This is a genomic window from Propioniciclava sp. (assembly GCF_047602245.1).
GTDB lineage: Bacteria > Actinomycetota > Actinomycetes > Propionibacteriales > Propionibacteriaceae > Propioniciclava.
Genome location: NZ_JASGHT010000001.1, coordinates 407,341 through 432,979 on the forward strand (window position 1 = coordinate 407,341; position 25,639 = coordinate 432,979).

General features: G+C 69.4%; 27 protein-coding genes. 2 read left to right on the top strand and 25 right to left on the bottom strand.

Annotation, left to right across the window (positions count from 1 at the left end; genetic code table 11):
- Nucleotides 1-25: 25 nt before the first annotated feature.
- The 17 genes from QM708_RS01920 to QM708_RS02000 all read right to left on the bottom strand — a co-directional run bounded on the left by QM708_RS01920 (nucleotide 26) and on the right by QM708_RS02000 (nucleotide 17,430).
- A complete protein-coding gene (locus QM708_RS01920; RefSeq protein WP_415103857.1) occupies nucleotides 26-580 on the bottom strand; it encodes a TetR/AcrR family transcriptional regulator C-terminal domain-containing protein in 555 nt (184 codons plus the stop codon).
- A 70-nt stretch (nucleotides 581-650) separates the two neighbouring features.
- Nucleotides 651-1,301, bottom strand: a complete 651-nt coding sequence (locus QM708_RS01925) for a LutC/YkgG family protein (protein WP_415103859.1) — start codon at nucleotides 1,299-1,301, stop codon at nucleotides 651-653.
- Nucleotides 1,298-2,785 (bottom strand): LutB/LldF family L-lactate oxidation iron-sulfur protein, encoded by a 1,488-nt coding sequence (locus QM708_RS01930; RefSeq protein WP_415103861.1) that lies wholly within the window; start codon nucleotides 2,783-2,785, stop codon nucleotides 1,298-1,300. The genes QM708_RS01925 and QM708_RS01930 overlap by 4 nt, the downstream gene beginning before the upstream one ends.
- Complete coding sequence (locus QM708_RS01935; RefSeq protein WP_415103863.1) at nucleotides 2,782-3,543, bottom strand: (Fe-S)-binding protein; 762 nt, start codon at nucleotides 3,541-3,543, stop codon at nucleotides 2,782-2,784. The genes QM708_RS01930 and QM708_RS01935 overlap by 4 nt, the downstream gene beginning before the upstream one ends.
- A gap of 37 nt (nucleotides 3,544-3,580) precedes the next feature.
- Nucleotides 3,581-5,245, bottom strand: coding sequence for an L-lactate permease (locus QM708_RS01940; RefSeq protein WP_415103865.1), 1,665 nt, complete (start codon nucleotides 5,243-5,245; stop codon nucleotides 3,581-3,583).
- A 131-nt stretch (nucleotides 5,246-5,376) separates the two neighbouring features.
- Nucleotides 5,377-7,893, bottom strand: a complete 2,517-nt coding sequence (locus QM708_RS01945; protein ID WP_415103867.1) for a DEAD/DEAH box helicase — start codon at nucleotides 7,891-7,893, stop codon at nucleotides 5,377-5,379.
- A gap of 75 nt (nucleotides 7,894-7,968) precedes the next feature.
- Nucleotides 7,969-8,397, bottom strand: a complete 429-nt coding sequence (locus tag QM708_RS01950) for a type II toxin-antitoxin system VapC family toxin (RefSeq protein ID WP_415103869.1) — start codon at nucleotides 8,395-8,397, stop codon at nucleotides 7,969-7,971.
- Complete coding sequence (locus tag QM708_RS01955) at nucleotides 8,394-8,633, bottom strand: FitA-like ribbon-helix-helix domain-containing protein (protein ID WP_415103871.1); 240 nt, start codon at nucleotides 8,631-8,633, stop codon at nucleotides 8,394-8,396. Before QM708_RS01955 ends, QM708_RS01950 begins: the two co-directional genes overlap by 4 nt.
- Nucleotides 8,634-8,729: 96 nt before the next feature.
- Nucleotides 8,730-9,386, bottom strand: a complete 657-nt coding sequence (locus QM708_RS01960; protein ID WP_415103873.1) for a hypothetical protein — start codon at nucleotides 9,384-9,386, stop codon at nucleotides 8,730-8,732.
- Nucleotides 9,383-10,387: a hypothetical protein gene (locus QM708_RS01965; protein ID WP_415103875.1), complete on the bottom strand. Its 1,005-nt coding sequence runs from the start codon at nucleotides 10,385-10,387 to the stop codon at nucleotides 9,383-9,385. The genes QM708_RS01960 and QM708_RS01965 overlap by 4 nt, the downstream gene beginning before the upstream one ends.
- Nucleotides 10,388-10,676: 289 nt before the next feature.
- Complete coding sequence (gene pheT, locus QM708_RS01970; RefSeq protein ID WP_415103877.1) at nucleotides 10,677-13,226, bottom strand: phenylalanine--tRNA ligase subunit beta; 2,550 nt, start codon at nucleotides 13,224-13,226, stop codon at nucleotides 10,677-10,679.
- The gene (pheS, locus tag QM708_RS01975; protein ID WP_415103879.1) at nucleotides 13,223-14,332 is read right to left on the bottom strand and encodes a phenylalanine--tRNA ligase subunit alpha; all 1,110 of its coding nucleotides are present in this window, start codon (nucleotides 14,330-14,332) and stop codon (nucleotides 13,223-13,225) included. Before pheS ends, pheT begins: the two co-directional genes overlap by 4 nt.
- Nucleotides 14,333-14,389: 57 nt before the next feature.
- On the bottom strand, nucleotides 14,390-15,268 hold the full coding sequence (locus QM708_RS01980; protein WP_415103881.1) for a TrmH family RNA methyltransferase: 879 nt from the start codon (nucleotides 15,266-15,268) through the stop codon (nucleotides 14,390-14,392).
- A gap of 97 nt (nucleotides 15,269-15,365) precedes the next feature.
- Nucleotides 15,366-15,731: a 50S ribosomal protein L20 gene (rplT, locus tag QM708_RS01985; RefSeq protein WP_415103883.1), complete on the bottom strand. Its 366-nt coding sequence runs from the start codon at nucleotides 15,729-15,731 to the stop codon at nucleotides 15,366-15,368.
- A 41-nt stretch (nucleotides 15,732-15,772) separates the two neighbouring features.
- Nucleotides 15,773-15,967 carry a 50S ribosomal protein L35 gene (rpmI, locus tag QM708_RS01990; protein WP_415103885.1) on the bottom strand — a complete coding sequence of 65 codons (195 nt, stop codon included), beginning with the start codon at nucleotides 15,965-15,967 and terminating at the stop codon, nucleotides 15,773-15,775.
- Nucleotides 15,968-16,021: 54 nt separating this feature from the next.
- The gene (gene infC, locus QM708_RS01995; protein WP_415103887.1) at nucleotides 16,022-16,750 is read right to left on the bottom strand and encodes a translation initiation factor IF-3; all 729 of its coding nucleotides are present in this window, start codon (nucleotides 16,748-16,750) and stop codon (nucleotides 16,022-16,024) included.
- A gap of 182 nt (nucleotides 16,751-16,932) precedes the next feature.
- Complete coding sequence (locus QM708_RS02000) at nucleotides 16,933-17,430, bottom strand: SseB family protein (protein ID WP_415103889.1); 498 nt, start codon at nucleotides 17,428-17,430, stop codon at nucleotides 16,933-16,935.
- 69 nt (nucleotides 17,431-17,499) lie between these two features.
- On the opposite strand from QM708_RS02000, the gene QM708_RS02005 reads away from it, so the two are divergent.
- Nucleotides 17,500-18,000: a hypothetical protein gene (locus tag QM708_RS02005; RefSeq protein WP_415103891.1), complete on the top strand. Its 501-nt coding sequence runs from the start codon at nucleotides 17,500-17,502 to the stop codon at nucleotides 17,998-18,000.
- A 22-nt stretch (nucleotides 18,001-18,022) separates the two neighbouring features.
- On the opposite strand, the gene QM708_RS02010 is transcribed toward QM708_RS02005, so the two are convergent.
- Genes QM708_RS02010 through QM708_RS02025 form a run of 4 tightly spaced genes read right to left on the bottom strand, consistent with a single transcriptional unit; the run spans nucleotide 18,023 to nucleotide 21,517 of the window.
- Complete coding sequence (locus QM708_RS02010; protein ID WP_415103893.1) at nucleotides 18,023-19,219, bottom strand: aminotransferase class I/II-fold pyridoxal phosphate-dependent enzyme; 1,197 nt, start codon at nucleotides 19,217-19,219, stop codon at nucleotides 18,023-18,025.
- Nucleotides 19,216-19,998, bottom strand: coding sequence for an amino acid ABC transporter ATP-binding protein (locus QM708_RS02015; RefSeq protein ID WP_415103895.1), 783 nt, complete (start codon nucleotides 19,996-19,998; stop codon nucleotides 19,216-19,218). Before QM708_RS02015 ends, QM708_RS02010 begins: the two co-directional genes overlap by 4 nt.
- Before the next feature lie 13 nt (nucleotides 19,999-20,011).
- The gene (locus QM708_RS02020; RefSeq protein ID WP_415103897.1) at nucleotides 20,012-20,680 is read right to left on the bottom strand and encodes an amino acid ABC transporter permease; all 669 of its coding nucleotides are present in this window, start codon (nucleotides 20,678-20,680) and stop codon (nucleotides 20,012-20,014) included.
- Nucleotides 20,681-20,710: 30 nt separating this feature from the next.
- A complete protein-coding gene (locus QM708_RS02025; protein ID WP_415103899.1) occupies nucleotides 20,711-21,517 on the bottom strand; it encodes an amino acid ABC transporter substrate-binding protein in 807 nt (268 codons plus the stop codon).
- Between the two features lie 434 nt (nucleotides 21,518-21,951).
- Between QM708_RS02025 and QM708_RS02030 the strand changes: the two genes are divergently transcribed.
- Nucleotides 21,952-22,797 (top strand): DUF2510 domain-containing protein, encoded by an 846-nt coding sequence (locus QM708_RS02030; RefSeq protein ID WP_415103901.1) that lies wholly within the window; start codon nucleotides 21,952-21,954, stop codon nucleotides 22,795-22,797.
- A 9-nt stretch (nucleotides 22,798-22,806) separates the two neighbouring features.
- On the opposite strand, the gene QM708_RS02035 is transcribed toward QM708_RS02030, so the two are convergent.
- Genes QM708_RS02035 through mshC form a run of 4 tightly spaced genes read right to left on the bottom strand, consistent with a single transcriptional unit; the run spans nucleotide 22,807 to nucleotide 25,637 of the window.
- A complete protein-coding gene (locus tag QM708_RS02035) occupies nucleotides 22,807-23,256 on the bottom strand; it encodes a PH domain-containing protein (protein ID WP_415103903.1) in 450 nt (149 codons plus the stop codon).
- Nucleotides 23,244-24,089, bottom strand: coding sequence for an ATP phosphoribosyltransferase (hisG, locus tag QM708_RS02040; RefSeq protein WP_415111223.1), 846 nt, complete (start codon nucleotides 24,087-24,089; stop codon nucleotides 23,244-23,246). The genes QM708_RS02035 and hisG overlap by 13 nt, the downstream gene beginning before the upstream one ends.
- Before the next feature lie 23 nt (nucleotides 24,090-24,112).
- Nucleotides 24,113-24,376 carry a phosphoribosyl-ATP diphosphatase gene (locus QM708_RS02045; RefSeq protein ID WP_415103905.1) on the bottom strand — a complete coding sequence of 88 codons (264 nt, stop codon included), beginning with the start codon at nucleotides 24,374-24,376 and terminating at the stop codon, nucleotides 24,113-24,115.
- Between the two features lie 19 nt (nucleotides 24,377-24,395).
- Nucleotides 24,396-25,637 carry a cysteine--1-D-myo-inosityl 2-amino-2-deoxy-alpha-D-glucopyranoside ligase gene (mshC, locus tag QM708_RS02050; protein WP_415103907.1) on the bottom strand — a complete coding sequence of 414 codons (1,242 nt, stop codon included), beginning with the start codon at nucleotides 25,635-25,637 and terminating at the stop codon, nucleotides 24,396-24,398.
- Nucleotides 25,638-25,639: the final 2 nt, after the last annotated feature.

The window sequence follows — 25,639 nt, forward strand, 5'->3', positions numbered from 1 at the left end:
CATAGTTATACGCCCAGAGGAATAGTTATTCCAAATCGTCGGCCCGGGCGGCCACGCCGTCCAGCAGCAGGCCGACACCGAGCGCGAAACTGCCGTCGGCGTCCGGGCCTTGCGCGGCGGGATGGAACCGCTCCCAGTCCTGCCGGGCCTGCTCCTCGGCACAGTGGCCGAGCACAAAGTACAGCAAAGCGGACGCGGCCCCGCGCGCCGCCTCGGGCGGCAGCCCGGCCGCGGCCAGCAGCGTCGCGGGATGCCGGGTGGTGTCGTGCCGGCTGAGCCGGAAACCACGCGCGGTCGCGACCAGTTCGGCCGAATCCCGGTGCGCCAGCAGCACCGCGCGCAGGCTCGCCGCCCACGCCTCCACCGCCGGGCGCCACCGCCCCAACGGCTCCTCCACCCCCGCCAGGATCGCGTCGGCGACCGCCGCGAGCAGGGTTTGCTTGTCAGGCACGTGATGGTAGAGGGCGCCCGGCTGCACCTCCAGCGCGGACGCCACCCTGCGCATGCTCAGGCCTTCCAGCCCGTCGGCCACCAGGATCGCGCGGGCGGCATCGACGACCTGGGCATGGCTGAGCGGCATGCCCCTCAACGTACCGCGCCGGGGTGTGGTGGGGTCACTCCGCCCGCACCCCTCACCGCGACCCGACGCCTCACTCCTGCAGCACCACGAACAACTGCCGCGGGCCGTGCACGCCCTCGACCCGCTGCAACTCGATATCGGAGGTCGCCGAGCCGCCGCTGATCCAGGTCAACGGGCGCCCGTCCAGGATGGACGGCTTCATCCGCGCCACCGCCTCGGGGACGTCGGAGACCACCGAGTCCGCGGTGACCACGCATACGTGCCGGTCCGGGACCAGGCTGAGCGCGCGGCGTCCCTGATCATCGCGGTGGTCGAGGCAGATGGTGCCCGTCTCGGCCATCGACACGCACGAGCCGGTCAGCACGGCGTCCACCCGGTTGAGCTCGTCATGGCTCAGCGGCGGATCGTCGCGGACGACGGTCATGCCGGCCGCCTCGACGGCCTCGACCCAGGACGCCTGCACACCCACCGGCACCACGACGGAGTTCGCGCCCACCTCGGCCAAGGCGGCCACGATGGCCTGGGCGGTTCCGGACGCCGGCGTGCGGACGATCCGCGCCCGGTAGTCGAGGATGTTCTCCTCGAACGTGTCCAGCACATCCTCCAGCGGGGTCGGCTGCGCGTAAGCCCAGTCGACGGGGACGTCCTTGACCGGATCGGGTTCGGTGACGTCGGTGGTCGCCGCCCGGATACGGGCCAGGATCTCTTCGCGCGCGCTCACTTGCTCTTCTCCTCACGCTCGGCCCACCAGGCGCGGAAGCTCTGCGCGGGGGGCACCGGAATGTCGCGCGACCGCGTCCAGGCGATCGCGAGCGGCAGCGGGATCGGGCCGATGTGGGTCTTGGAGCTCATCATCTTGCCGACCACGCCGGCCGCGCTCTCGGCCATCGCCAGATGCGAACCCTTCGCCATCACCCAGCCGACGCCGCCGAAGATCGCGCTCTCGATGGTCGGGTGCTTGGCCGTCTTCTTCTGCACCACCTTGTTGCGCAGATGCACCAGGATGTCGGCGATCGGGATCTTCACCGGGCAGACGTCGTTGCAGGCGCCGCACAGCGTCGAGGCGAACGGCAACGACTTGTCCACGTCGCTGTCCATGCCGCGCAGCATCGGGGTCAGGATCGCGCCGATCGGGCCCGGATACACCGACCCGTAGGCGTGCCCGCCGACCCGCTCGTAGACCGGGCAGACGTTCATGCAGGCCGAGCAGCGGATGCAGCGCAGCGCCTCGCGCCCGACCGGATCGGCGAGCACGTTGGTGCGGCCGTTGTCGAGCAGGACGACGTGCAGATCCTGGGGGCCGTCGCCCGGGGTGACGCCGGTCCAGATCGAGGTGTACGGGTTCATCCGCTCCGCGGTCGAACTGCGCGGCAGCAGGCGCAGGAACACCTCGAGATCCTCGAAGGTGGGCACCAGCTTCTCGATGCCGACGATCGAGATCAGCGTCTCGGGCAGGGTCAGGCACATCCGGCCGTTGCCCTCGGATTCCACGATGACCAGCGACCCGGTCTCGGCGACGATGAAGTTACCGCCCGAGACGGCCACCTTGGCGCGCAGGAACTTCTCTCGCAGGTGGCCGCGCGCGGCACCGGCCAGCACCGGCGGGTCGTCGCTGAGGTTCTCCGGTGGCGGCGCACCCCATTGGCCCATCTCTTCGCGGAAGATCTCTCGCACCTCGGAGCGGTTGCGGTGGATGGCCGGCACCAGGATGTGGCTGGGGCGGTCATGACCCAACTGGACGATCAGCTCGGCCAGGTCGGTCTCCCAGGCCGCGATGCCCGCCTCTTCGAGCGCCTCATTCATGTCGATTTCCTGGGTGACCATCGACTTGATCTTGACGATCTCCTTGGTCTGCTTGGCCTTGGCGATCTCCACGACGATCCGGTTGGCCTCCTCGGCGTCCCGCGCCCAATGCACGGTGATGCCGGCCTTGGTCATCGCCTCTTCGGCCTGCAGCAGATAGTGGTCGAGATGGCGTCCGACCCTGTTCTTGATCTGCTCGCCGGCGGTGCGCAGGTCCTCCCAGTTCGCGACTTCGGAGGCCCGCGTGGCCCGCTTGTTGCGGATGGTGGTGGTGACGTGACGCAGATTCTTGCGCAGCTGCTGGTTCTCCAGCGCCTGCTTGGCCGCCTTCGGGAAGGCCGGCATGCCCAGGAAGGTGCCCGGAGGCGGTGCCGGGGTGAGGCGGGGAACGGTGGCGGTCATGCGGCTGCCCCCTCGTCGGTGTGGGCCAGGATCTCGGCCAGATGGATGGTGCGGACGCCCGCGTTCATGCGGTGCAGCAGCCCGCCGATGTGCATCAGGCAGGCGTTATCACCGGTGACCAGATACTCCGCACCGGTCTCCATGACGTGGTGCGCCTTGTCGGCGCCCATCGCCACGGACACGTCGGGGTTCTTCACCGAGAAGGTGCCACCGAAGCCGCAACACTGATCGGACGACGGCAGCGGCACCACGTCGATGCCGTTGACCGCCTCCAGCAGCCGCATCGGCCGGTCGCCCACCTTCGCCACCCGCACCGAATGGCAGGTCGGATGGTAGGTGACCCGGTGCGGGAAGTAGGCCCCCACATCGGTGACGCCGAGCACGTCGATCAGGAACTCGCTGAAGTCGTAGGTGCGGGTGATCACCTGCTCGGACGCCTTCGCCAGGCCCTCGTCGCCGGCGTGGCGCGCCAGCATCGGGTGCTGGTGCCGCACCGCGCCGACACAGGAGCCGGACGGCCCCACGACGTAGTCGTAGTCCTCGAATGCGCGGACGAAGTTCTTCACCGTCGGGACCGCCTGCTTGAAGTAGCCCGTGTTGGTCAGCATCTGACCGCAGCAACTCTGCTCGGTGGGGAACTCGACGGTACAACCCAACCGCTCCAAGACGGTGACGACCGCCTTGGGAGTGCCGGGGTACATGGTGTCGCTGATGCAGGTGGCGAACAGGGCCACTCGCTTCCCGGTTCCGGGTGCCATGGGTGGTGCTCCTTTGTCTCGTGACGGGCGGCGATGCTCAGGACGGGTAGTGCGGCAGCATCCAGCTGAGCACCGGCGTCGACTGCAGGCCGATCAGCAGGCACAGCACGAACAGCATGCCGAGGCTCCACCAGATCACCTTGCGGAAGATGGCCGACTCCGAACCGAGCAGGCCGACGGCGGACGCCGCAATGGCCAGGTTCTGCGGGCTGATCATCTTGCCGACCACGCCACCGGTGGTGTTGGCCGCGACCAGCAGGGCCGGATCGACGCCGATCTGGTTGCCGGTGGCCTGCTGCAGCGTCGCGAACAGCGCGTTGGCGGAGGTGTCCGAACCGGTGACCGCCGTGCCCACCCAGCCCAGGATCGGAGCGAAGAACGCGTAGGCCGCGCCGACGCCGGCGATCCAATAGCCGATATTGATGGTCTGGCCGGAGAAGTTCATCACGTAGGCCAGCGCTAGCACCGAGGCGATGGTCAGCGCCGAGAAGCGCATCTTGTAGGCGGTGTTCCACAGCTCCTTGGCCATGTCGGCGAACGACACCCGGTAGACCAGGGCGACGATGAAGCCGGTGATCAGCAGCAGCGTGCCGGGGCCCGACAGCCAGGAGAACGTATAGACCGCGGTGCCGCTGACCTTGCCGTCGACCGTCATCAGCTGCCCGTACAGGCCCGGCCACTGGATCTTCACGTCGGTGCTGGCCAGGAACGCCTGCACCGGTGCCACCAGCTTGGCGATCACGAACACGACGATGACCAGCAGGTAGGGGAACAGGGCCATGGCGATCCGGCCGCCGGTGAGCGCGCCGGCCGGCGCGTGAGCGGTCTCGACCGGGGTGAGGTTCTCCTTCGTCCGCTCGGCAGCCATCCGCTCCAGCGCGGCCTCGCCACCCTGCGGCGTCCAGAACCGCATGAAGATGACGCCCGCGGCGAGCGCGACGAGCGAGGCGATCACGTCGGTCAGCTCGACCGAGATGTAGGTCGCCGAGATCCACTGCGCGACCGCGAACGAGGCGCCGATGACCAGGCCGACCGGCCAGGTCTGCTTCAGGCCGCGCTTGCCGTCGGCCAGCAGCACCAGCAGCATCGGGACGAAGAAGGCCAGCACCGGCGACTGATGGCCGACGTAGGCGCCGATGTGGTGGTAGTCGATGCCGGTCAGGTTGCCGGCGGTGATGATCGGGATGGCGACGGCACCGAAGGCAACCGGCGCGGTGTTGGCCAGCAACACCACCATCGCGGCGCGGAACGCCGAGAAACCGACCGACATCAGCATGACGCCGGTGATGGCGACCGGGGCGCCGAATCCGGCGAGCGCCTCCATCAGGCCGCCGAAGCAGAAGGCGATCAGGATGGCGAGCACGCGCGGGTCGTCGGAGATCAGGCCGAAGGTGGCCCGCAGATCCTCGAACCGGCCGCTGACCACGGTCACCTGGTAGAGCCAGATGGCGGTCAGCACGATCCAGGTGATCGGGAACAGACCGAAGACGGCGCCCTGGGTGGCGCTGAGCACGGTCATGCCGATCGGCATCTTGAAAGCCACCACCGCCACGATCATGGCGGTGGCCAGCGAGGTGAGGCCCGCCCAGTGTGCCTTCCACTTGAGGCCACCGAGCGTGAGGAACATCACCGCCAGGGGAAGGAGCGCGACCAGCGCGGACGTCATCAGACTGCCCAGCGGCGCGATCTCTGGTGTGTACATAGGGACGTCTCCATCGTCGTCGACACGAGGCCTGGGGCCCGGACATTCGTCAATCTATGCCCGCTCTCAGACGTTCGTCAGCGAAACGACTTAGGCAACCCAATCATGAGCAAAAGCGTCCCGCTCCACGGTCAGTCGAGACGTCCGAACCACATCGTGCGCAGCACCAGCTCGCCGGCCTCGTCGCAGGCGTCCAGGTCGACGAAGGCGTCCAGCACCCAGTCACGATTGCCTTCGGGATCGGCGATTCCCTGGCGCACCTCCCAGATCCGGCCCTTGGCAGTCACCGAGAACAGGCCGGGGCCGCGCGCGTCGGCGTCGGTGAGGATCTCGTCGTGCTCGTCCCAGTACTCCCCCAGCGCCTCGTCCCAGCGCGCCCGGGTCATCACCACCTGGCCCGATTCGAGCGAGGCGAGGGCGTCCACGTCGTCGTCGGCCATCAGCTCGACCCGGCGCCACAGCGCGTTGCGGACCAGCACGCGGAAGGCGCGCTCATTGCCGGTGACCGGACGGGCCGGCGGCGGGGGCGCGTCGTCGAGGTGGCCGGTGGGGGTCTCACCGGTGAGGCCGGCCAGCTTCTCCCACTCGTCGAGCAACGAGGAGTCGACCATGCGGGTCACCTGGCCGAGCCAGGCGATCAGATCGGCGAGTTCCTCGGTGCGGGACGCCTCCGGCACCGTCTGCCGCAGGGCCCGCCAGGCGTCCGACAGGTAGCGCAGCAACAGGCCCTCGGAGCGTTGCACCTTGTAGTGAGCCACATATTCGCCGAAAGTCATGCCCTGGGCGTACATATCGCGAACGATCGCCTTCGGCGAGACCGGCGTCTCGACCAGCCACGGATGGGTGGCCGACTGGGCCGTCCAGGCGTCGTCGAGAAGGTCGGCCAGCGGCTGCGGCCAGGTGATCTCGTCCAGCGCCTCCACCCGCTCGTCGTAGTCGAGACCGTCGGCCTTCATCTCGGCGACGGCCTCGCCGCGTGCCCGGAACTGCTGCGCGAGCAGCAGCGTCATCGGGTTCTCCAGCGTCGCCTCGATGACGCTGACCACATCGAGCGCATAGTCGGGCGCCTCGGGGTCGAGAGTTTCGATCACGTTGACGGCGAAGGCGCTGAGCGGCTGGTTGAGGGCGAAGTCGTCCTGCAGGTCCACGGCGAGCGCGTACCGGCGTCCGCCCGGAGTCGGCTCGGTCAGCCGGGTGACCACGCCGGCCCGAACCAGGGAGCGCCCGATCTGCGCGGCGCGGCGCAGCATCGCCCCGCGGACCTTGCGCTCATGGGTGGCCGAATCGACGAGCCGGACCACCGCGGCGCCGGTGTCCTCGTCGCGCTGCAACAGGTTGAGCAGCATGGCGTGCGTGATCCGCATCCGGGCGTGCAACTCTTCAGGAGTGGACTCGATCAGCTTGGTGTAGGTGGCCTCGGTGTAATTGACGAAGCCCTCGGGCGGCTTCTTGCGGCGCACGCTGCGCAGCTTTTTCGGATCGCCCGCGAACTTGGCCGCGATGCGCGCGTTCTCGACCTCGTGCTCGGGCGCCTGGGCGACCACATAGCCGATGGTGTCGAAGCCGGCCCGGCCCGCGCGCCCGGCGATCTGGTGGAACTCGCGGCTGCGCATCACCCGGCTGCGGCGTCCGTCGAACTTGGTCAGCGCATTGAACAGCACGGTGCGGATCGGCAGGTTGATACCGACGCCGAGGGTGTCGGTGCCGCACACCACCGCGAGCAGGCCGCGCTGCGCGAGGGTCTCGACCAGGCGGCGGTAGCGCGGCAGCATGCCGGCGTGATGGACGGCCAAGCCGGCCAGCAGCAGCTTCTCCAGGGTCTTGCCGAAGCCGGAGGTGAAGGCGAAGCCGCGCAACGCCTCGGAGATCTGCTTGCGGCGCGAGGCGTCCACGATGCCCTGGCTGAGCAGCGCCTGCGCCCGTTCGACCGCGGCCGCCTGGGTGGCGTGCACGACGTAGACCGGGGCCTGCCCGGTCTGGATGATCTCGGCGATCGTCTCGTGCACGGGATCCAGCGACCAGCGGTAGGACAACGGCACCGGGCGGACGGCGTCCGCGATCACCGCGGTGGGGCGTCCGGTGCTGGATTCGAGGGTCTTCACCAGCCTGGTGGTGTCGCCCAGGGTGGCCGACATGATGATGAACTGCGCCTGCGGGAGTTCGATCAGCGGCACCTGCCAGGCCCAGCCGCGGTCGCGGTCGGCGATGAAGTGGAACTCGTCCATCACCACCTGGGTGACCTCGGCGTCCCTGCCCTCGCGCAAGGCGATATTGGCCAGGATCTCGGCGGTGCAGCAGATGATCGGGGCGTCGGAGTTGACCGCCGCGTCGCCGGTGACCATGCCCACCTGGTCAGCGCCGAACGTGTCGACGAGCGCAAAGAACTTCTCGCTGACCAGGGCTTTGATCGGGGCGGTGTAGTAGGTACGCCCGCCGGACGCCCAGGCCGCCAGATGCGCGCCGGTCGCGATCAGCGACTTACCCGACCCCGTCGGCGTGGTCACGATGACGTTCGCGCCCGACAGCACCTCGAGGATCGCCTCGTCCTGATGCGGGTACAGCTCCAGCCCGTCCTTGCTCGCCCACGACGTGAACGCGTCGTAGAGGGAATCAGGGTCATCGCCCTCGACGAGATCGGTCAGCTTCACTCGGGCCAGCCTACCGGGGAGCGGATCCCGACCAGAACGAGCCAGGTCGAGGTCCCCGCGTCAGGGTCACGTCGGTCACCGGCATGACGCCGGCTCGCCCCAGGGATCGACGAGGTCGACGCCCACGCCGACGAAGTCCTTCGTGTTCCGGGTGGCCAGCGTCGCGGACGCCGTCCGGCAGATGGCGGCGATCAGCGCATCGAAGCCGGACACCGGACGTCCGCTCGTGCGCCGGAGCGCCACGATCTCGGCATAGTGGTCGGCCGCCTCATCGGTGAGCGGCAGACAGACGCCCAACTGGGTCAGGATCTTCCTGACGCCCATCTCAAGACGCTCGCGGCGGGCCCCCGGCGGCAGCAAGGCGACGCCCGACAGGATCTCCGCCCTGGTCAGGACGGTGGTCACCGGACGCTCCCCCAGGCTGGACAGCCACGCCACCACACGCGGATCAGCCTCGGGGCCCCGCAACAACTCCGACACGACATTGGTGTCGAGAACGATCACAGCTCAACCATCCGCGCCTCATCGCGCGGAGCGATATCCAGCTCGACCCCGCCGACCTCTTCACCCAGCTCGATCAACTGCTGCACCCACGACAGGTCGACGCCCTGCGGGCGCTCGAGCTCCGAGACGAGAATGTCGCGCGCTTCGGCCTCCATCGAGCGCCCGTGCGCCGCCGCCCGCATGCGGAGCTTCTGCTTGGCCGACTCGGGAAGCCGGCGAATCGTGATGGCCGTCATGTTGCAATGATATCACTGCATCATGCAGGATCACCCGGCGCCGAGCCAGACAAGAAAGGCGGGTGCCGGAGCAAGCCCGGCACCCGCCTCTTGCCGTCACGGATACAGTTCTCCGGCAAACCAGGTGCCCGCGTCGATCCACTGGCCGTGTCCTCCGCCACCCCAGCCCTGGTTGACGTAGAAGGCGGTATCGGTGACCGTCTCGGTCCATTCGAACCAGAGGATCGACTTGCGGACGATCCGGCGCTGCCAGGCGTATCCCCAAGCCACCGGGTAGTGGCTGAACCAACCCGTGCCGATCACCGCGGGCGTGCGCCGGTAGGCGATCGAGCTGGCCGCGTCATTGGCCAACCGGGTCTCGTGGATGCCCAGCACGTTGTAGTGCGTCACGGCCCGGGCTCCGGTGCGACCGTTCAGATAGGACGCCACACCACCCATCCCCCAGGGAGTCGTCGCGCCCTGGCCAGCGAGACAGAACGTCCCGACGCCGTGGTGGATCTCCACGATCATGTTCTTGACGCCGTCATCCTGATGGATCGGGGCCACCGCGTCCGCTCCGCGCCCACCGTTCTCTCGATAGAGCCCCCACCGCCCAGCCCAGTAGGCATTGCCGAACGCCGCCTGACGGTCGGCCCAGCCGATGAGGATCGCCCAGGCGACCGGGCCGCAGCCGACCGCGCAGTTCCGGTAGGAAAACTGGTGATAGCGAGGCTGATCGCCGCTGTTGCCAGCCCAGAAGTAGTTCCAGGTCATCGCCCTGCACCTCCGAATGTTGGTCCCAGCTTGCTGGCGACCGGCTCGACCGTGGTCGGGGCGCCTTCAGGGACGATGAAGTAGCTCAGGATCTCGGACGCATGTCCGTAATGGAGCACCACCTCGAAGCTGGTGTCCTTGACGCGGGTGTCGGCCTTCGGTCGCAGCACCAGCTTGGGCGGCAACGGCTGTGGGTTCAGTTCAGCGATCACGTAGTCAGCGCCGGGTCCTCGCACCTCGAACTCGCCCTCATCGAGCAGGTACACGGTCAGCGAGTCGCCGGAATGGATGCCCTCTCCGAACTTCTCCGTCAAGTCTTCGGCCTCCCACGGCTCGCTGGCTCGCTCGGCCAGCAAGCGCAAATGCAGGCCGTAGCACTCGGCATAGCCCTGACGAAGGTCGGCCCAGGACCCCCAATCCGCGAACTCCACGACACGCTTGGTTCGCGAACGCCGGATGCGCGACGGCTCCATCTCGTCACGGTCCTCGCCGTCGGTGGGGTCGGCGGTCTGCTGACCGATCGGCAGGCGTCGTGGCAGTTCGGACGGCATCCCGACCAGCCGGGGAGGCAGAGTGCCGAGATGGGCCAAGAGTTCACCGTGGTCGTCCTCAGCGACGTAGCAGAGCGAGTCCACTTTGACCAGGCGCGCGTAGGCGCCGACCTGCGCTTCCAGTTGGCGGCTCGGCGGCGCGAGATCGAGGCTGACGTGCGGCACCGGGACGTCGTGGCGTCCGGTGGACACCACGATGAAGCCGCGATCGAACTCCTTCGCTTCGCCCTCGGGCAGCGGGAGCGCCGTGGTCAGGTTCTCCAGCTCGAACTCCCAGTAAGCTACCTCGTCCAGGTCTGGGCGGTACACAGGCACCGCCTCCGGCCCGAACCGTGGTTCGGGATCATCCCTGTCCAGTCGCGGGAACAGATGCTCCTGGGTCATCGCGGCCACAGCGCGTGCTGCGCGTCGCCGCACATCCCACGGCACCTTCTCGACGGGTACTCTCATGGTCTCCTCCTGTCGCGGGGGACAACCGGCTGTCGTCCCGCTAACAAGGAGCACGAGCCGCGCGTGTTGATACAACACCACGACCAAGGCCACCAGAGCGCACCCGAGACCATCCGCACCGAAAAGGCCGGGTCGGGGAGAGCGATGCGGGCGCCTATCTTTCAAAAGCCCAAGCGAGGACTCCCGCACCACCATGCCCAACGCCACCACAGCGCGCCCGAATCGCTCTCCCCGACCCGGCCGGAACGAAACCAAACCCGGGCCGGAGAGACCGGAGAAAAGACGAAGCTCAACCTCGCAGTTCAGCGCCCAACGCGGACGCCTTCGCCACCGCCGCCTCACGAGCGGCCGCGATCTCGGCGTCCGTCAGGGTGCGATCGGACGCCCGGAAGCGCAGCGCGAAGGCGACCGACTTCTTCCCTTCGGGAACCGGAGCACCGCGGTAGATGTCGAACAGTCGCACGGATTCGAGCAGGTCTCCCCCGCCGACGGCCAACGCCGCCTGCAGATCGGCCGCCGGAACGGATTCGTCGACGACCAGCGCCACGTCTTCCTTGGCGACCGGATGGCCGGACACCGGGACGATGACACCAGCAGCCCCACCGGCCGCGATCAAGGCGTCCTGGTCGAGTTCGACCGCGGCGGAGCGCGCCGGCAACCCGAACGCCTTGATGACGCGCGGGTGCAGTTCGCCGGCATGGCCGATCACGGCGCCATCGACGACCAGGGCCGCGCAGCGTCCGGGATGCCAGGGAGCCTGCTGGGCGGCACGCCGTTCGATCCGGACGCCGCAGGCGTCGGCGATGGTCTCGACGAGCCCGAAGGCTTGTTCCCAGCCGGCCTGGACGGCGGGGCCGTCCCAGCCTTGGGGACGCCATTCGCCGGTGAGCACCGCACCGAGGTGGGTGGGCTGCACGGGCAGGGTGGCCGCGATCGCGTCCAGGTCGGCATCCGAGGGACGCCCCCCCATCCCAGGCAGCGGCGTCACCTCGTCACCGGAGGAGAAGAACACCCGCCCGACTTCGAACAGTGCGAGATCGTCCTGGCCGCGCGAGCGGTTGCGGGCGACAGCACCGAACAGTCCGGGCAGCAGGGTGGTACGCAGCAATGGAGCGGTGTCGGCCAGCGGGTTCGCCAGCCGCACGGCCCGGCGGCGGGGATCGCCGGCGTCCAGGCCGAGCGCGTCGGCGTCCGCCTCGGAACCCCACGGGAAGCACAACACTTCCACGAATCCGGCACGCGCCACGGCGGCGCCCAGAGCCCGGTGCACGACCTGGCTTCGGGACAATCCGCGTCCGGCCGGGGCGGCGGGCACCACCGAGGGCAGGTGCTCCAGGCCGATCTTGATGCCGACCTCTTCGACGTAGTCGTACGGGTCGACCAGGTCGTGGCGCCACGACGGCGGCACGAGCTCCAAGGTGTCGCCGGTACGCACGACCGACACCCCGGACGCCTCCAGGATCGACACCACACGGTCGGCCGGCGCAGGCATGCCGAGGACGCGCTCGGGCAGGGTGACGTCGATGGTCTGGGCGGGCATCGCGGGCACGAACCCGGCGACGGTCTCGGCCGTCTCCAGAACGCCACCGCCCAGCTCGATGAGCAGGTCGGCCACCCGCCGGGCCGCCGAGTAGGCCGCACCCGGGTCGACGTAGCGCTCGAAGCGCTTGGACGCCTCACTGCTCAGCTTGTGCCGGCGCGACATCCGCGCGACGGCGACGGGATCGAACGACGCCGCCTCGATCACGACCCGCGTCGAGGAGGTGGACAGTTCACTGGACTCCCCGCCCATCACGCCCGCCAGACCGATCGGCCCGGAGTCGTCGGCGATGACCAGGTCGGCCACATCGAGCGCACGATCGGCGCCGTCCAGCGTGACCAACCGCTCCCCCGCGCGCGCCGTCCGCACCACGATCGCACCGCTGAGTGCGTCCGCGTCGTAGCAGTGGTTGGGCTGGCCGGTCTCGAGCATCACGTAGTTGGAGACGTCGACCGGCAGGTTGATCGAGCGCATGCCGGACGCCGCGAGCCGGGTCGCCATCCAGCGCGGGGTGGGACGGGTGGCGTCCAGACCCGACACGGTCAGCGCCACGAACAGCCGGCACTCATCGGATTCGATCCGCACCGGGTAGCCGTCGGCGACCGACGCAGGCGTCGCCAGCGCCACCGGATCGGTGAAGGCAACCCCCAACGCCTGCGCCGCCTCGCGGGCGAGACCGCGAATCGACAGGCAGTAGCCCATGTCGGAGGTGATCGGCATATCGAGCACCTCGTCCAGCACGCCCAGAGCCGGCAGCGCCGGCTCGCCGAGCAGCCGGGCGCGCCCGGAGTCGTCGGCGTCGCCGAGCACCATGATGCCGGCATGGTCCTCACCGAGACCGAGTTCGTCCTCGGCGCAGATCATCCCGTCGGAGATGTGCCCGTAGGTCTTGCGCGAGCCGATCCCGAACCCACCGGGCAGCACCGAGCCCGGCAGCGCGACCACCACATGATCGCCGGGCACGAAGTTCAACGCGCCACAGATGACGCCGCGTGGCCAGTAGCCACCCGGCAGTTCCGCGACAACATCGCCCTTCACCAGCGGCCCCGGAGCCTTCTCGGGAGCATGGTCGGCGCCGACGTCGACATGGCACCAGCGAATGGTCTTGCCGTTCTTCTGCGGCTCCTCGACGAAGCCGACCACGCGGCCGATCACCACCGGCCCGGAGATGTCACCGCCGACGGAATCCACCGCCTCGACCTCCAGACCCGCCGACACGAGCACGTCGGCCAGCTCACGGCCACTCAGCCCGGCGGGCAGTGCCGCGTACTCCTCGATCCAACGCTTGGGCGCCCTCATCGCGCCACTCCCTTCAACGAACGGCTGAACCGGATGTCACCCTCGACCATGTCGCGCATGTCGGCGGCACCGTTGCGGAACATCAGGGTCCGCTCGATGCCCATGCCGAACGCGAAGCCCGAGTAGACGTCCGGGTCGATGCCGGCGGCGCGCAGCACGCGCGGGTTGACCACGCCGCAGCCGCCCCACTCGATCCAGCCCTCGCTGCGGCAGGTGCGGCAGGGCGCCTCCGGGTTGCCCACCGAGGATCCCTTGCACACGAAGCATTCGAGATCCATCTCGGCCGACGGCTCGGTGAACGGGAAGTAGTTGGGGCGGAACCGCGTCCGCACATCGCCGAACATGGTGCGGGCCAGGTGGTCGAGGGTGCCCTTCAGGTGCGCCATGGTGATGCCCTTGTCGACGGCCAATCCCTCGATCTGATGGAACACCGGCACATGGGTGGCGTCGAACTCATCGGCCCGGTACACCTTGCCCGGGCAGACCACGTAGACGGGCAGTTCGCGGTCGAGCAGCGAGCGCAGCTGCACCGGCGAGGTGTGCGTGCGCAGTACCCGGTGCGCCTCGACCGGCTCGACGAACAGCGTGTCGGACTCGCCGCGCGCCGGATGGTCGGCGCCGATGTTGAGCGCGTCGAAGTTGAGCCATTCGGCTTCGACCTCGGGACCCTCGGCGACCTCCCAGCCCATCGCGACGAACACGTCGCTCATCAGGTCGATCAGGCCGCGGATCGGGTGGATCGCGCCCTGCGGCGCCAACGCGGCCGGCAGGGTGACGTCGATGGCCTCGGCCGCGAGCGTGCGCTCCAGCTCGGCCTGTTCGACCTCGATCTCGCGGGCGGCCAGGGCGCGGTTGATGGCACCACGGGCGGCGCCGATGCGCTGGCCGGCGTCCTTGCGCTCGGCGGGCGCCAGGGCGCCGATCGAACGGTTGGCCAGGGCGATCGGCGAGCGGTCGCCGGCGTGCGCCAGGCGGGCGTCCTTGAGTTCGGCGAGCGTGGACGCCGCCGCGAACGCCGCCAGGGCGTCCGCCACGAGGGCGTCCAGTCTCGCCGCGCTCAACGGATCGGCCGGGCTCGAGTCATGGGTGTCGTGCGGCCCGGGCATGGGCTCTCCTTGTCGATTCACAAGCTCTCTGGGGTTGTGGTGCGCCGCGCGCGAAGCTCAGTGCTCGTGCGCGCGCTGGGCGGACGCCGAGGCGTACAGACAGATCGCGGCGGCGGCGGCCAGGTTGAGGGACTCGGCGTGGCCGTAGATCGGCACGGCGACCGTCTTGTCGGCCAGGGTCAGATGCTCCAGGGGCAGGCCCCACGCCTCGTTGCCCATCACCCACGCGGTGGGACGCTCGAGCTCGGCGTCCAGGTCGGTGAGGTCGGTGCCGGCGTCGGCGTCGGTCGCGAACACCTGCATGCCCGCTTCGCGGCAAGCGGCGATCGCGTCGTCCACCTCGACGTCGATGACGATCGGCAGATGGAACAGGCTGCCCACGGTCGAACGGACCGTCTTGGGATTGTAGACGTCCACCGAGTCGCTCGACAGGATCACGGCGTCGGCACCCATGGCGTCCGCGCACCGGATCACGGTGCCGGCATTGCCGGGGTCACGGATCTGCGCGCAGATCACCACCAGGCCGACATCGCGGCGGCGGTGCTTCTTCTCGGCGTCCGGCACCACGCGCTCGCGCTCGGGGTGCAGCACCTCGCCGAGAGCCACATCGACGTTGCGCGCGACCGCGACGAGCCCCTGCGGGGTGACGGTGTCGCACAGGGTGCCGAGGTTCTGCTCGCTGACCGCGTACACAGGGACGCCTTCGGCGCGGGCCAGGTCGACCAGATCCTTGTTGTCGCGGGCGGCGGACCACTGCACGAACAGCCACTTCACCACGCCGGGCGCCCGGAGGGCCTCACGCACGGCCTGGCGTCCCTCCACCAGGAACTCACCGGCAGCCTTCCGCTCCTTGCGGCGCAGCAGCTTGCGCGCATCCCTGAGGATTGCCTGGCTCGGCTCGTCGAATTCGATGCGGTCGTCGGTCATGGTCTCCATCCCTGTTCTCGGATCATCCTCACCCTGTCACACCACGGACGCCAACGCGGCAGCTCCCGGCGCTTTCACCGGAAGCTGCCGCGCAGCATTGAGTCTCTCAGGCGGCCGCAGGCTGGTTGGCCTTGGCCAGCTCGACGAGCGCGGCGAACGCGTTCTCGTCGGTGACAGCCAGGTCAGCCAGGATCTTGCGGTCGACCTCAACGCCGGCGGCCTTGAGGCCCGAGATAAATCGGTTGTACGTCATGCCGTTGGCGCGAGCCGCGGCGTTGATGCGCTGGATCCACAGCGAACGGAAGTCGCCCTTCTTGTCCTTGCGGTGGGCGTAGCTGTAGGTCGCCGAGTGGAGCATCTGCTCCTTCGCCTTGCGGTAGAGGCGGGACCGCTGCCCCCGGTAGCCGGAAGCCTGCTCCAGCACCTCGCGGCGCTTCTTCGCCGCGTTCACTGCGCGCTTGACGCGAGCCATGATCGATTCTCCTTGTTTCTAACGAATGTTCCGGGGGCGGGTCACTTGCCCAGCAGCCTGCGCGCGGTCTTGGTGTCCGCGGGGCTGAGCACGACGTCGCCGTCAAGACGGCGGGTGCGCTTGGTCGGCTTGTGCTCGTTGAGGTGCATCTTGCCGGCCTGACGGCGCATGATCTTGCCGCTGCCGGTGACCCGGAAACGCTTCTTGGCACCAGAGTGCGTCTTCATCTTCGGCATGTCGCCGGTCTCCTTCTTTCGTGAACTCGCGTTCGTCGGGCGGACGCCCGGTGCTTACAGGTCGATATCGGGATCGAGATTGTCGGCCGGACCGCGGCGCTTCTTGGGCGGCGGGCTGGCCTGGTGGGCGGCACGCATCTCGGCCTGCTCGCGAGCCTCGGCTTCGGCGTCCGCCTGGCGCTGGGACGCCTTGGCGGCCTTGGCGGCCTTCTCCTGCTCGCGGGCCTCGGCCTTCTTGCGGGTCGGCGCGAGCACCATCAGCATGTTGCGGCCGTCCTGGCGGGGCTGCGACTCGATGGTGCCGTCCTCGGCCACGTCGTCGGCGAGACGCTTGAGTAGGTTGAAGCCCAGCTCGGGGCGGCTCTGCTCGCGGCCACGGAACATGATGGTGATCTTGACCTTGTCTCCGCCACGGAGGAAGCGGACCACGTGGCCCTTCTTCGTCTCGTAGTCGTGGGCGTCGATCTTCGGCCGCAGCTTCATCTCTTTGATGACGGTGTTGGCCTGGTTGCGGCGGCTCTCACGCGCCTTCTGCGCGGACTCGTACTTGAACTTGCCGTAGTCCATGAGCTTCGCGACCGGCGGGCGGGCCTGCGCAGCCACCTCCACGAGATCGAGGTCTGCCTCGCGGGCCAGCCGCAGGGCATCCTCGATGCGCACGATGCCGACCTGCTCGCCGTTGGGGCCGACGAGCCGGACTTCGTTCGCATGGATGCGCTCGTTGATGCGCGGTTCAGTGCTGATGGGTTCCTCCAGATATCCGTGGTGTGGCCCGACCGACACGAAAGGCCCCCGCTCATATGCGGAGGCCCAAGCCGTCGGCGCTCACCCCGGGATCGGGGGCACCTGGACCCGTTCGGCGGAACCGATGCGGGTGGGAGCTTGGCCACTCCACTTGCTGCGGACGCACCCTCGCGGGTGGTCGAACTCGTCCATCATAGCCGAACGGACGCCTCCGGCTCCAATCAACCGCGGTCGAGGTACATCCAGCCGAAGCCGCCGTCGGGAAGCTCGACAAGCCGGTGGCCCTGGGCGAGCTCTTCGACGATGCCCAATTCGATCACGAGCGGGTGCGGGCCGGGCAGGTCGATCAGGATCGCCTGCGAGGTGGTCTCGATGACGGTTGCGGCGACATCGTCGAGGGTGCAGGGAACCGGGCGGGCCTCCGGCTTCCAGGCCTGCATCGAGTCGATCCCGGTGAACACCGGGACGGCCGTGGCGCCGGCGTCCGAGGTGACCAGGACGGCCGCCATCTCGGCGTGCCGGTTCGGGTCGGGACCGTCGCCGTGCTCGTCGCCGGTCGCGACGATCGGCAGCAGCAGCCGTGCCGTGCACAGCGCGGCGATCGCCTGGGCGTAGTGGGTGCCACCGGCGTAGGCCTCGGCGAGCAACGCCCGCAGCGCGGGATCGGCCTGGCCGTGGTCGCCGGCGAAGGCGGCGTTGGGCGCTCGGAGGGTCTTCATGGCTCCACCGTCCCATCGACCAGGGATTCCACCCAAACCGGCGCGGCGGACGACCACTACGCTTGCCCCATGGATCCCAATGCCCTCCACCTGATCATCGCCGCCGTCCTGACTGTCGTCGGCGTGGTGATCACGGCCCTGATCTGGAAGAGCGCGCAGGTCAAGACGGTGTTCTGGTGGATCGGGCTGACGATGATCCCGATGGCGATCTACCTGGTCGGCCTGGCCCCCGCCGTCGCCGGCGCGATCACCACGCTGCGGATCTGGTGGGGCACGCTCACCCTCACCCCGATCGTCTGGGTGGGCATCGTGATGGGGGGCCTCGGTGCGCTGCTGATCTTCGGCAGCCGGCTGATCCCTTCGGAGTCGCGCGCCGACCGCAAGGCGCTCAAGGCGTCCGGCAAGGACAAGAAGCCCAAGGCGGCCACCCCCGCGAAGGGCGGACGCCCCGCGGCCGTCCCGGCGCGCCCGTCGGCGCCTGCGCCGGCTCCCACCCCGAAGCAGGCCCCGGCCGACGACTCCGAGTTCGACGAGATCGCCGATCTGCTCCGCAAACGCGGCATCAACTGATTCACCAGCAGCGGAGCGTGGGTCAGGCGAAGGCCTGTTCGAGGTCGGCGATCAGGTCCTCGACGTCCTCCAGGCCGATCGAGAGGCGGATGATCTCGTCCGCGACGGCTTGGGGTGAGTCCTTCTTGGTGGCGTGGGTCATTGACGCCGGGTGTTCGATGAGCGACTCGACCGCGCCGAGGGAGACCGCGAGCGCGAACAACCGGGTGCGTTCGCAGACCGCCCGCGCCAACTCGGGACTCGCGCAGCGCAGCGAGACGACGGTGCCATAGGCGTCCATCTGCCGAGTGGCGAGCGCGTGACCCGGGTGAGCGGCCAGGCCCGGATAGATCACCTCGACGACGTCTCGGGCACCGGACGCCGCCCGCGCGGCGAAGTGCTCGGCCAACCGCAGCGCCGAGGCGCTGGCGTGCATCGCCCGTAGCCGCAAGGTCTTCAGGCCGCGGGCGGCCAGCCAGACGTCGAACGGCCCAGGCACGGCGCCGACGGCGTTGCGCAGCCAGCCGACCTCGTCGATCACCGAGGTGCCGCCGCCCGCACCGGTCCGGCGCGCGGACAGCACGGCACCGGACGCGGTGACGACGGCGCCTCCGGTCATGTCGGAGTGGCCGCCGATCAGCTTGGTCGTCGAATGCACCACCACATCGGCACCGAACTCAAGCGGACGCTGCAGGGCGGGCGAGGCGAACGTGTTGTCCACCACCAGCAGCGCACCCACCGCATGGGCGGCGGACGCGAGACCGGCCAGGTCGGCGATCTGCAGCAGCGGGTTCGACGGGGTCTCCACCCACACCACGACCGGGCGCTCGGCCTCGATCACGGCGGCGGTCGCGGCCAGGTCGGCCGCGTCGACGGGGACGCCGCGGCGTCCGTCGTGGGCGAGCGCGGCGGTCAGCAACCGGAAGGTGCCGCCGTAGACGTCGCCGCCGAACACCACCGCGTCCCCGGCCCGGGTCAGCACGCGCAGCAGCGTGTCCTCGGCGGACAGTCCTGAGGGGAAGGCGAGCGCGGCGGCGCCGCCCTCGAGCGAGGCCAGCGCCGATTCGAACGACGTTCGCCCGGGCGTCCCGGAGCGGGCGTAGTCGTAGCCGGCGCGCGGGGTGCCCGCGGCGTCCATCACGAAGGTGGTCGCCAAGGTGAGCGGCGGAACGACCGCACCAGTGACCGGGTCGGGATCCTGGCCGACGTGGACGGCGCGGGTCGCGAAACCGTCGGTCACGACAGGTCCTCCCGGCCCTCGCCGAGCGGGTCGAGCACCCGGCGCAGGAAGCGGCGCGTGCGCGGCTCGGACGGGTGCGCGAGCACCGCCGACGGCGGTCCCTCTTCGACGATGACGCCGCCGTCGAGGAAGGCGACATGGTCGGCGACCTGTTCGGCGAACCGGATCTCATGGGTGACCACCACCATCGTCCAGCCCTGCCGGGCCAGGTCGCGCATGACCACCAGCACGTCACCGACCGTCTCGGGGTCGAGCGCCGAGGTGGGCTCGTCGAACAGCATCAGCTTGGGGCGCAACGCCAGCGCGCGGGCGATCCCGACCCGCTGCTGCTGGCCACCGGACAGCTGCGACGGATAGGCGTCCGCCTTCTCGGCCAGCCCCACCTGGGCCAGCAGCGCCAGGCCACGGGCCTTCGCCTGCTCCACCGGCTCCTTCTGCACGTAGACGGGGCCCTCGATGATGTTCTCCAGCGCCGTCCGGTGCGGGAACAGGTGATGGGCCTGAAACACCATCCCCGACTGGGCGGCCAACTGTTTGCGCTGGTCGCGCGACGGTTTCGTGGCGTAGTCGACGGTGACGTCGTCGACCCGGACGGTGCCGGCGTCCGGCAACTCCAGGCCGTTGAGGCAGCGCAACAGCGTCGTCTTGCCCGACCCGGACGGGCCGATCAGCACCGTCACCGATCCTTGCTCCACATCGAGGTTGACGTCCTTCAGCACAACGTGGTCGCCGAACGCCTTCCGCACGCCGCGCACCTCAACCAGACTCGTCAGACTCATGGTGTCCTCCCCCTCAGACCGAAACGTAACGGCTGAGATAGCGCTCCAGACGCTCCTGCCCGAACGACAGCACCGAGCAGATCAGCCAATAGATGACCGCGGCCAGCGAATACAGGGCCAGGAACTGGTACGACGGTGCCGCGATCTCCTGAGCGCGGCGCAGCAGTTCGGTGACCATGATCGAGGACGCCAGCGAGGTGTCCTTGACCAGCGAGATGAACGTGTTCGACAGCGGCGGCACGGCCACCCGCATCGCCTGCGGCAGGATCACCCGGCGCAGGGTCAGCGTGTAGCCCATGCCGACCGTGCGCGCGGCCTCCCACTGCCCGACCGGGATCGCCAGGATGGACGCCCGGATCGCCTCGGCGCCGTAGCCGCCGACGTTCAGCGAGAAGGCGATCACCGCTGAGGGGTAGGGATCGATGACGATCCCCAGCATCGGCAGCGCGTAGAAGATGATGAACAACTGCACAAGCAGGGGCGTGCCCCGGATCAGCGAGATGTACGCCGCCGCGATGCCGGAGACCACCTTGTTCAGCGACATCCGGCCCAGGGCGACCACCAGGGCGATCGCCAATCCGAAGATGAAGGACAAGATGGTCAGGGGAATCGTCCCGACCACCGCGCCCATCAGCAGCGGACCGACCGAGTTCAGCAGCAACTCCCAGACGTCCGATTCCATCGACACACCCCTCTCGCGTGCAGGCGTCCGCTACTTGGAGACGTCCTGGCCGAAGTACTTCTCGCCGAGCTTGGCGAGGGTGCCGTCAGCGGCCAACTCCTTCAGCGCGCCGTTGATGCCCTCGACGAGGCCGGAGTCCTTGCGCAGCGCGAAGGCCATCTCAAGCTTTTGATCCTTCTGCTCGAAGGCGACCTTCACCGAGGTGTCGCCGGTCGACTTGAAGTACTCCAGCACGGCCAGGTTGTCGTTGAAGGTGAGGTCGACGCGTCCGTCGCGGATCAGCGCCACCGTCTCGGTGAAGCCCTCCGCGGGCACGATCTCGGCGCCGGCCTTGCGGGCGAAGTCGGCCCAGTTCGAGGTGGCGGTCTGGCCCGAGGTGTGGCCCTTCACGTCGGCAAGCGTGGTGATGCCGGTGTTGTCGGCGCGTACCACGACGACCGGGTAGGAGACGGTGTACGGATCCGACAGGTCGTACTTGGCGGTGCGTTCGGCGTTGATGCCGACCTGGTTGGCGATCACGTCGAACCGCTTGGCCTCCAGCGCCGGGAAGATCGAGTCCCACTTGGTCTCGGAGAACTCGGCCTTGACGCCGAGCTTCTCGGCGACCGCCTTGGTCACCTCGACGTCGTAGCCGGTGAGCTCGTTGGTCTTCGGGTCGTGGTAGGTGAAGGGCGAGTAGGTGCCCTCGGTGCCGACCTTGAGCACGCCGGCCTTCTTCAGGTCGGCGAGCGCGTCGCCGGGCGTCGGCGTGGCGCCGGTGCCCGACGGCGAGGAGCACGCGGTCAGGGCGAGGACGGCGGCGGCCAGGACGGCGGGAACGATGCGGTTGAGTTTCATGGGAATGATCCTTCGTCGAGAGAGGCGGAACGAGGCTTCCTGCGCGAAGCCGAGGGTGCGATGACTGGGCACGGCTGCGTGCCAGCCGGTTCAAGGTGGGATGGGGAGCCGGTCGACGGCGTTCGCCGGGACCGCTCATCCACCGGCGGGGCGGACGGCTGGGGTCACCGACAGCGACAGGCGCCCGCGCGGCGACACATGCAGCAGGTGTTCCCGGAGAACCCGAGGGCCTGCATCGGCATGGTGTGGCTACGCGACATGGCGCACAGAGTACCCGCCAGGACGCGGATCGCGCGCCAGTTCCATCTTCGGCTCGTCGCGTGGCGCCCGGACGTCCGGCGTCCGGGGCCGCGAGCCATCCGTGAGCCCACCTACCATGGACGGCAGCCATGCGGACTGAGCGCGAAGCGAGCAGGCGGACGATAGGAGGTGTGATGTCCCAGCCAGGCTGGTACCCGGATCCCGACGGCACACCCCGGCGCGAACGCTGGTGGGACGGCCACCAGTGGACCGGGCGCACCAGGGACGCCGCGGACTCCGTCGCCCCGCCGACCTCCTCCGAGGCCTCGGGACGGCCGCGTCCGCGGAGCATCGCCGTGGTGGTGGTCACCGTGGTGCTGGTGGTCGCCGCCGCCGCGCTCGGGCCGGCGCTGCGTTCGGCGATCGACTCGGCCCGGTCCGCCTCGAGCGCGCGCGGGACCACCGGGCGCAGTACGGACGCCGCCGAGGGCATCCGCCCCAGCGTCGCCGCCTCCGGGGCTGCGCCCGCGAAGATCTCGGTGCGTCCCGACCCGGAGTCCTCCGCGCATCCGTGTGATGGCACGGCCGACTCGGCGCGGCTCGCGGACGCCGGCCTGGCCGTCGATCTGCCGGCCGACGGCTGGCGGGCGCGGGGCGAACGCGCGCCCTGGATGCACTGCGGACAGACCATGGCCGGGCCCGGCGGGCTGGTGGTGGTCAGCCTCGGCGCCGGCCCTGCGGAGACCGATGACCCACAGACGGTCGCGCGCACGGTGTGGGAGGCGGTCCTGGCCGATACCGGTGCGTCATCGGACGATGATCCCGACTCAGGCGCCGCGGTCGTCGCGGGCGTGCCGGGATGGTGCATGCACGGCGTCGTCGGCGAGGGCTACGACGCCGAATACGTCTACGTGGCGGTCGCCGACATCCCCGGCGAGACCGCCGGCCGTCCCAGCGTGATCGTGGGCCGCTCGGTCGCCTCCGAGCCGGAGGCGCTCATGACGCTCGAGCAGGTGCTCGCGTCGGCGCACCGCTCCTGAGCGGCGCGCTCAGCGTCCGGCGTACTTGGTGACCACCGCATCCAGCTGGGCGAACATCTCATCGGCCAGCGGGCCGTCGGAGCGCTGGATGCCCAACAGCGGACGGTCCGAGTCGTCGCTGAGTTCGACGAACGCCCAGTGGTCGGCCCGGTTGTAGCGGACGCCGACGACCTCCGACCAGGGCAGATGGCGGGTACGGAGCCCGTTGCGGAACAGCAGGCCGTCCGGGCCCGCCTTCACGTAGCCGAGCGCCAGCGACCAGACGATCGACAGCATCACCAGCACGAAGAAGGCCAACGTCGCGACCTGGAGTTCGGTGAACAACACCCGGACGTTCGCCGGCAGCGCGAACCAGCCGAACACCGCACCGCCCCCGAGCACGATCGTCCACACGGACGCCTGGCGCCGCAGCAGGTGCGGATGCGCCTGCGCCTCCCAGGTGTGGTTCACAGCCGGCATGCGGTGATGTCCGTCACGAGGATGCCTTCGGCGCCGACCTCCCACAGCTCGTCCATGATCACCGGGGCTTCCTTCGCCGGGATCATCGCGCGCACCGCCAGCCAGCCCTCGCGGGTGAGCGGGGACACGGTCGGGCTGTCGATGCCGGGCGTGATCGCGGTCGCGGCCTTGAGGTTGTCCGACGACACGTTGTATTCGATCATCCGGTAGTTGCGGGCGGTCAGCACGCCGCTGAGCCGGCGCAGCAGCAGATCGACCCCGTCGGCGCGCTCCACGCCGGTCGGCTGGATCAGGATCGCCTCCGAGACCAGGATCGCCTCGCCGAACATCTCCAGGCCGGCCCGCTTCAGGGTCGAGCCCGTCTCGACCACGTCGGCGATCGCGTCCGCGACGCCCAGGCGCACGGAGGTCTCGACCGCGCCGTCCAGCTTGATCAGGCGGGCGTTGATGCCGCGCTCGGCGAGCCAGGCGCCGAGCAGGCCCGGGTAGGAGGTGGCGATGCGCTTGCCGTCCAGGTCGGCCGCCGTCCAGGACGCCGCACCGGGGGCGGCGAAGCGGAACTTGGTGCCGGCGAAGCCGAGCGCGAGCACCTCGGTGGCCGCCGCGCCCGAGTCGAGCAGCATGTCGCGGCCGGTGAAGCCCAGATCGAGGGTGCGCTCCCCCACGTACACCGCGATGTCGCGCGGGCGCAGGTAGTAGAACTCGACACCGTTGGCCTCGTCGATCAGGACCAGGTCCTTGGAATCGGAGCGCTGCTTGTAGCCGGCCTCGGTCAGCATCGCGTGCGTCGCCTCCGACAACGAACCCTTGTTGGGGACGGCGATGCGCAGCAGACGGTCGGTCACAGTGGTGCCTTTCACAGGTAGCGGTAGACGTCGTCGAGCGTGAGGCCCTTGGCGATCATCAGCACCTGCAGGTGGTACAGCAGCTGGCTGATCTCTTCGGACGCCTCCGCGTCGGTCTGGTATTCGGCGGCCATCCACACCTCGGCGGCCTCCTCGACAATCTTCTTGCCGATGAAATGGACGCCGGCGTCCAGTTCGCGCACGGTTCCCGAGTTCTCGGGGCGGGTAGCGGCCTTGTGGCTCAGCTCAGCGAACAGATCCTCGAACGTCTTCACGTGGTCCCACTCTACGGGGTCACAGCCGGACGCCGAGCAGCGCGTCCACGGCGGCCACGACCTCCGCGACGGACGCCGCATCGCCCGCGCCCGCGGTCGCCGAGGCCGTCACCCAGGCGTCCACCAGGGCCAGCGCGGCGGGGGCGTCCAGGTCGTCGCGGAGCGCGTCGCGGAGCGCACGCACAGTGCTGTCGGCCGGCGTCCCCAGCCCACGGTTCGCGACATCACGCCAGGCGGCGAGCCGCGTACGGGCGCGGTCGAGATCGGCGTCGGTGTACTCCCAGTCGGAGCGGTAGTGGTGCGCGAGCAGAGCCAGCCGGATCGCCATCGGATCGACCCCCTCGGCGCGAAGCCGGGAGACGAAGACCAGATTGCCCTTCGACTTGCTCATCTTCTCGCCCTGGTAGCCGACCATGCCCGCGTGCAGGTAGGCGCGCGCGAACGGCGCCCCGGTGGCGGCACGCGCCTCGGCGGCGCACATCTCGTGATGCGGGAACACCAGGTCGGACCCACCGCCCTGCACGTCGAAAGACTCGCCGAGATACTCCAGGGCGATCGCGGTGCATTCGATGTGCCAGCCCGGACGCCCCTGCCCCAGCGGCGACGGCCAGCTCGGCTCGCCCTCGCGGGCCATCCGCCAGACCAGGCAGTCGAGGGCGTCCCGCTTGCCCGGACGGTCGGGGTCGCCGCCGCGCTCGCCGAAGATCACCAGGGCAGCCGCGCGGTCGAGGTGGGACACCTCGCCGAACTCGGGCGCCTCGCTGCACGCGAAGTACCAGTCGGGGTAGTCGGCGTCCTCGACCTGGTAGATCAGGCCGGTCGCGCGCAGCCGCTCGATCAGGGCCAGCACCAGCGGGATCGACTCGACCGCGCCCACGTAGTGGTCGGGCGGGAGCACCCGCAGCGCCTCCATGTCGGTGCGGAACAGCTGGGTCTGGTCGGCAGCCAACGCGCGCCAGTCGGCGCCGGTGGCGTTGGCGCGCTCCAGCAGCGGGTCGTCCACGTCGGTGACGTTCTGCGTGTAGTGCACCTCCAGGCCGGCGTCGCGCCAGACCCGGTTGAGCAGATCGAAGGTCACATAGGTGTTCGCGTGACCCAGGTGCGTCGCGTCGTAGGGCGTGATGCCGCACACGTACAGGCGCGCGGCGCCGGCGTGGGCCGGACCCGTTTCCACCAGCGCTCCGCTCGCGGTGTCGAACACGCGCGGACGCCGCGGATCCGGCGTCAAGGTGGTGATGTCGGGGCGCGACCAGGCCTGCATGA

Bases quoted from the DNA above. Each gene is read 5' to 3' on its own strand.
- QM708_RS01920 (WP_415103857.1), bottom strand. From the start codon at position 580: ATGCCGCTCAGCCATGCCCAGGTCGTCGATGCCGCCCGCGCGATCCTG.
- QM708_RS01930 (WP_415103861.1), bottom strand. From the start codon at position 2,785: ATGACCGCCACCGTTCCCCGCCTCACCCCGGCACCGCCTCCGGGCACC.
- QM708_RS01935 (WP_415103863.1), bottom strand. From the start codon at position 3,543: ATGGCACCCGGAACCGGGAAGCGAGTGGCCCTGTTCGCCACCTGCATC.
- QM708_RS01940 (WP_415103865.1), bottom strand. From the start codon at position 5,245: ATGTACACACCAGAGATCGCGCCGCTGGGCAGTCTGATGACGTCCGCG.
- QM708_RS01955 (WP_415103871.1), bottom strand. From the start codon at position 8,633: ATGACGGCCATCACGATTCGCCGGCTTCCCGAGTCGGCCAAGCAGAAG.
- QM708_RS01960 (WP_415103873.1), bottom strand. From the start codon at position 9,386: ATGACCTGGAACTACTTCTGGGCTGGCAACAGCGGCGATCAGCCTCGC.
- QM708_RS01965 (WP_415103875.1), bottom strand. From the start codon at position 10,387: ATGAGAGTACCCGTCGAGAAGGTGCCGTGGGATGTGCGGCGACGCGCA.
- pheT (WP_415103877.1), bottom strand. From the start codon at position 13,226: ATGAGGGCGCCCAAGCGTTGGATCGAGGAGTACGCGGCACTGCCCGCC.
- pheS (WP_415103879.1), bottom strand. From the start codon at position 14,332: ATGCCCGGGCCGCACGACACCCATGACTCGAGCCCGGCCGATCCGTTG.
- QM708_RS01980 (WP_415103881.1), bottom strand. From the start codon at position 15,268: ATGGAGACCATGACCGACGACCGCATCGAATTCGACGAGCCGAGCCAG.
- rplT (WP_415103883.1), bottom strand. From the start codon at position 15,731: ATGGCTCGCGTCAAGCGCGCAGTGAACGCGGCGAAGAAGCGCCGCGAG.
- rpmI (WP_415103885.1), bottom strand. From the start codon at position 15,967: ATGCCGAAGATGAAGACGCACTCTGGTGCCAAGAAGCGTTTCCGGGTC.
- QM708_RS02000 (WP_415103889.1), bottom strand. From the start codon at position 17,430: ATGAAGACCCTCCGAGCGCCCAACGCCGCCTTCGCCGGCGACCACGGC.
- QM708_RS02005 (WP_415103891.1), top strand. From the start codon at position 17,500: ATGGATCCCAATGCCCTCCACCTGATCATCGCCGCCGTCCTGACTGTC.
- QM708_RS02015 (WP_415103895.1), bottom strand. From the start codon at position 19,998: ATGAGTCTGACGAGTCTGGTTGAGGTGCGCGGCGTGCGGAAGGCGTTC.
- QM708_RS02020 (WP_415103897.1), bottom strand. From the start codon at position 20,680: ATGGAATCGGACGTCTGGGAGTTGCTGCTGAACTCGGTCGGTCCGCTG.
- QM708_RS02025 (WP_415103899.1), bottom strand. From the start codon at position 21,517: ATGAAACTCAACCGCATCGTTCCCGCCGTCCTGGCCGCCGCCGTCCTC.
- QM708_RS02030 (WP_415103901.1), top strand. From the start codon at position 21,952: ATGTCCCAGCCAGGCTGGTACCCGGATCCCGACGGCACACCCCGGCGC.
- QM708_RS02035 (WP_415103903.1), bottom strand. From the start codon at position 23,256: ATGCCGGCTGTGAACCACACCTGGGAGGCGCAGGCGCATCCGCACCTG.
- mshC (WP_415103907.1), bottom strand. From the start codon at position 25,637: ATGCAGGCCTGGTCGCGCCCCGACATCACCACCTTGACGCCGGATCCG.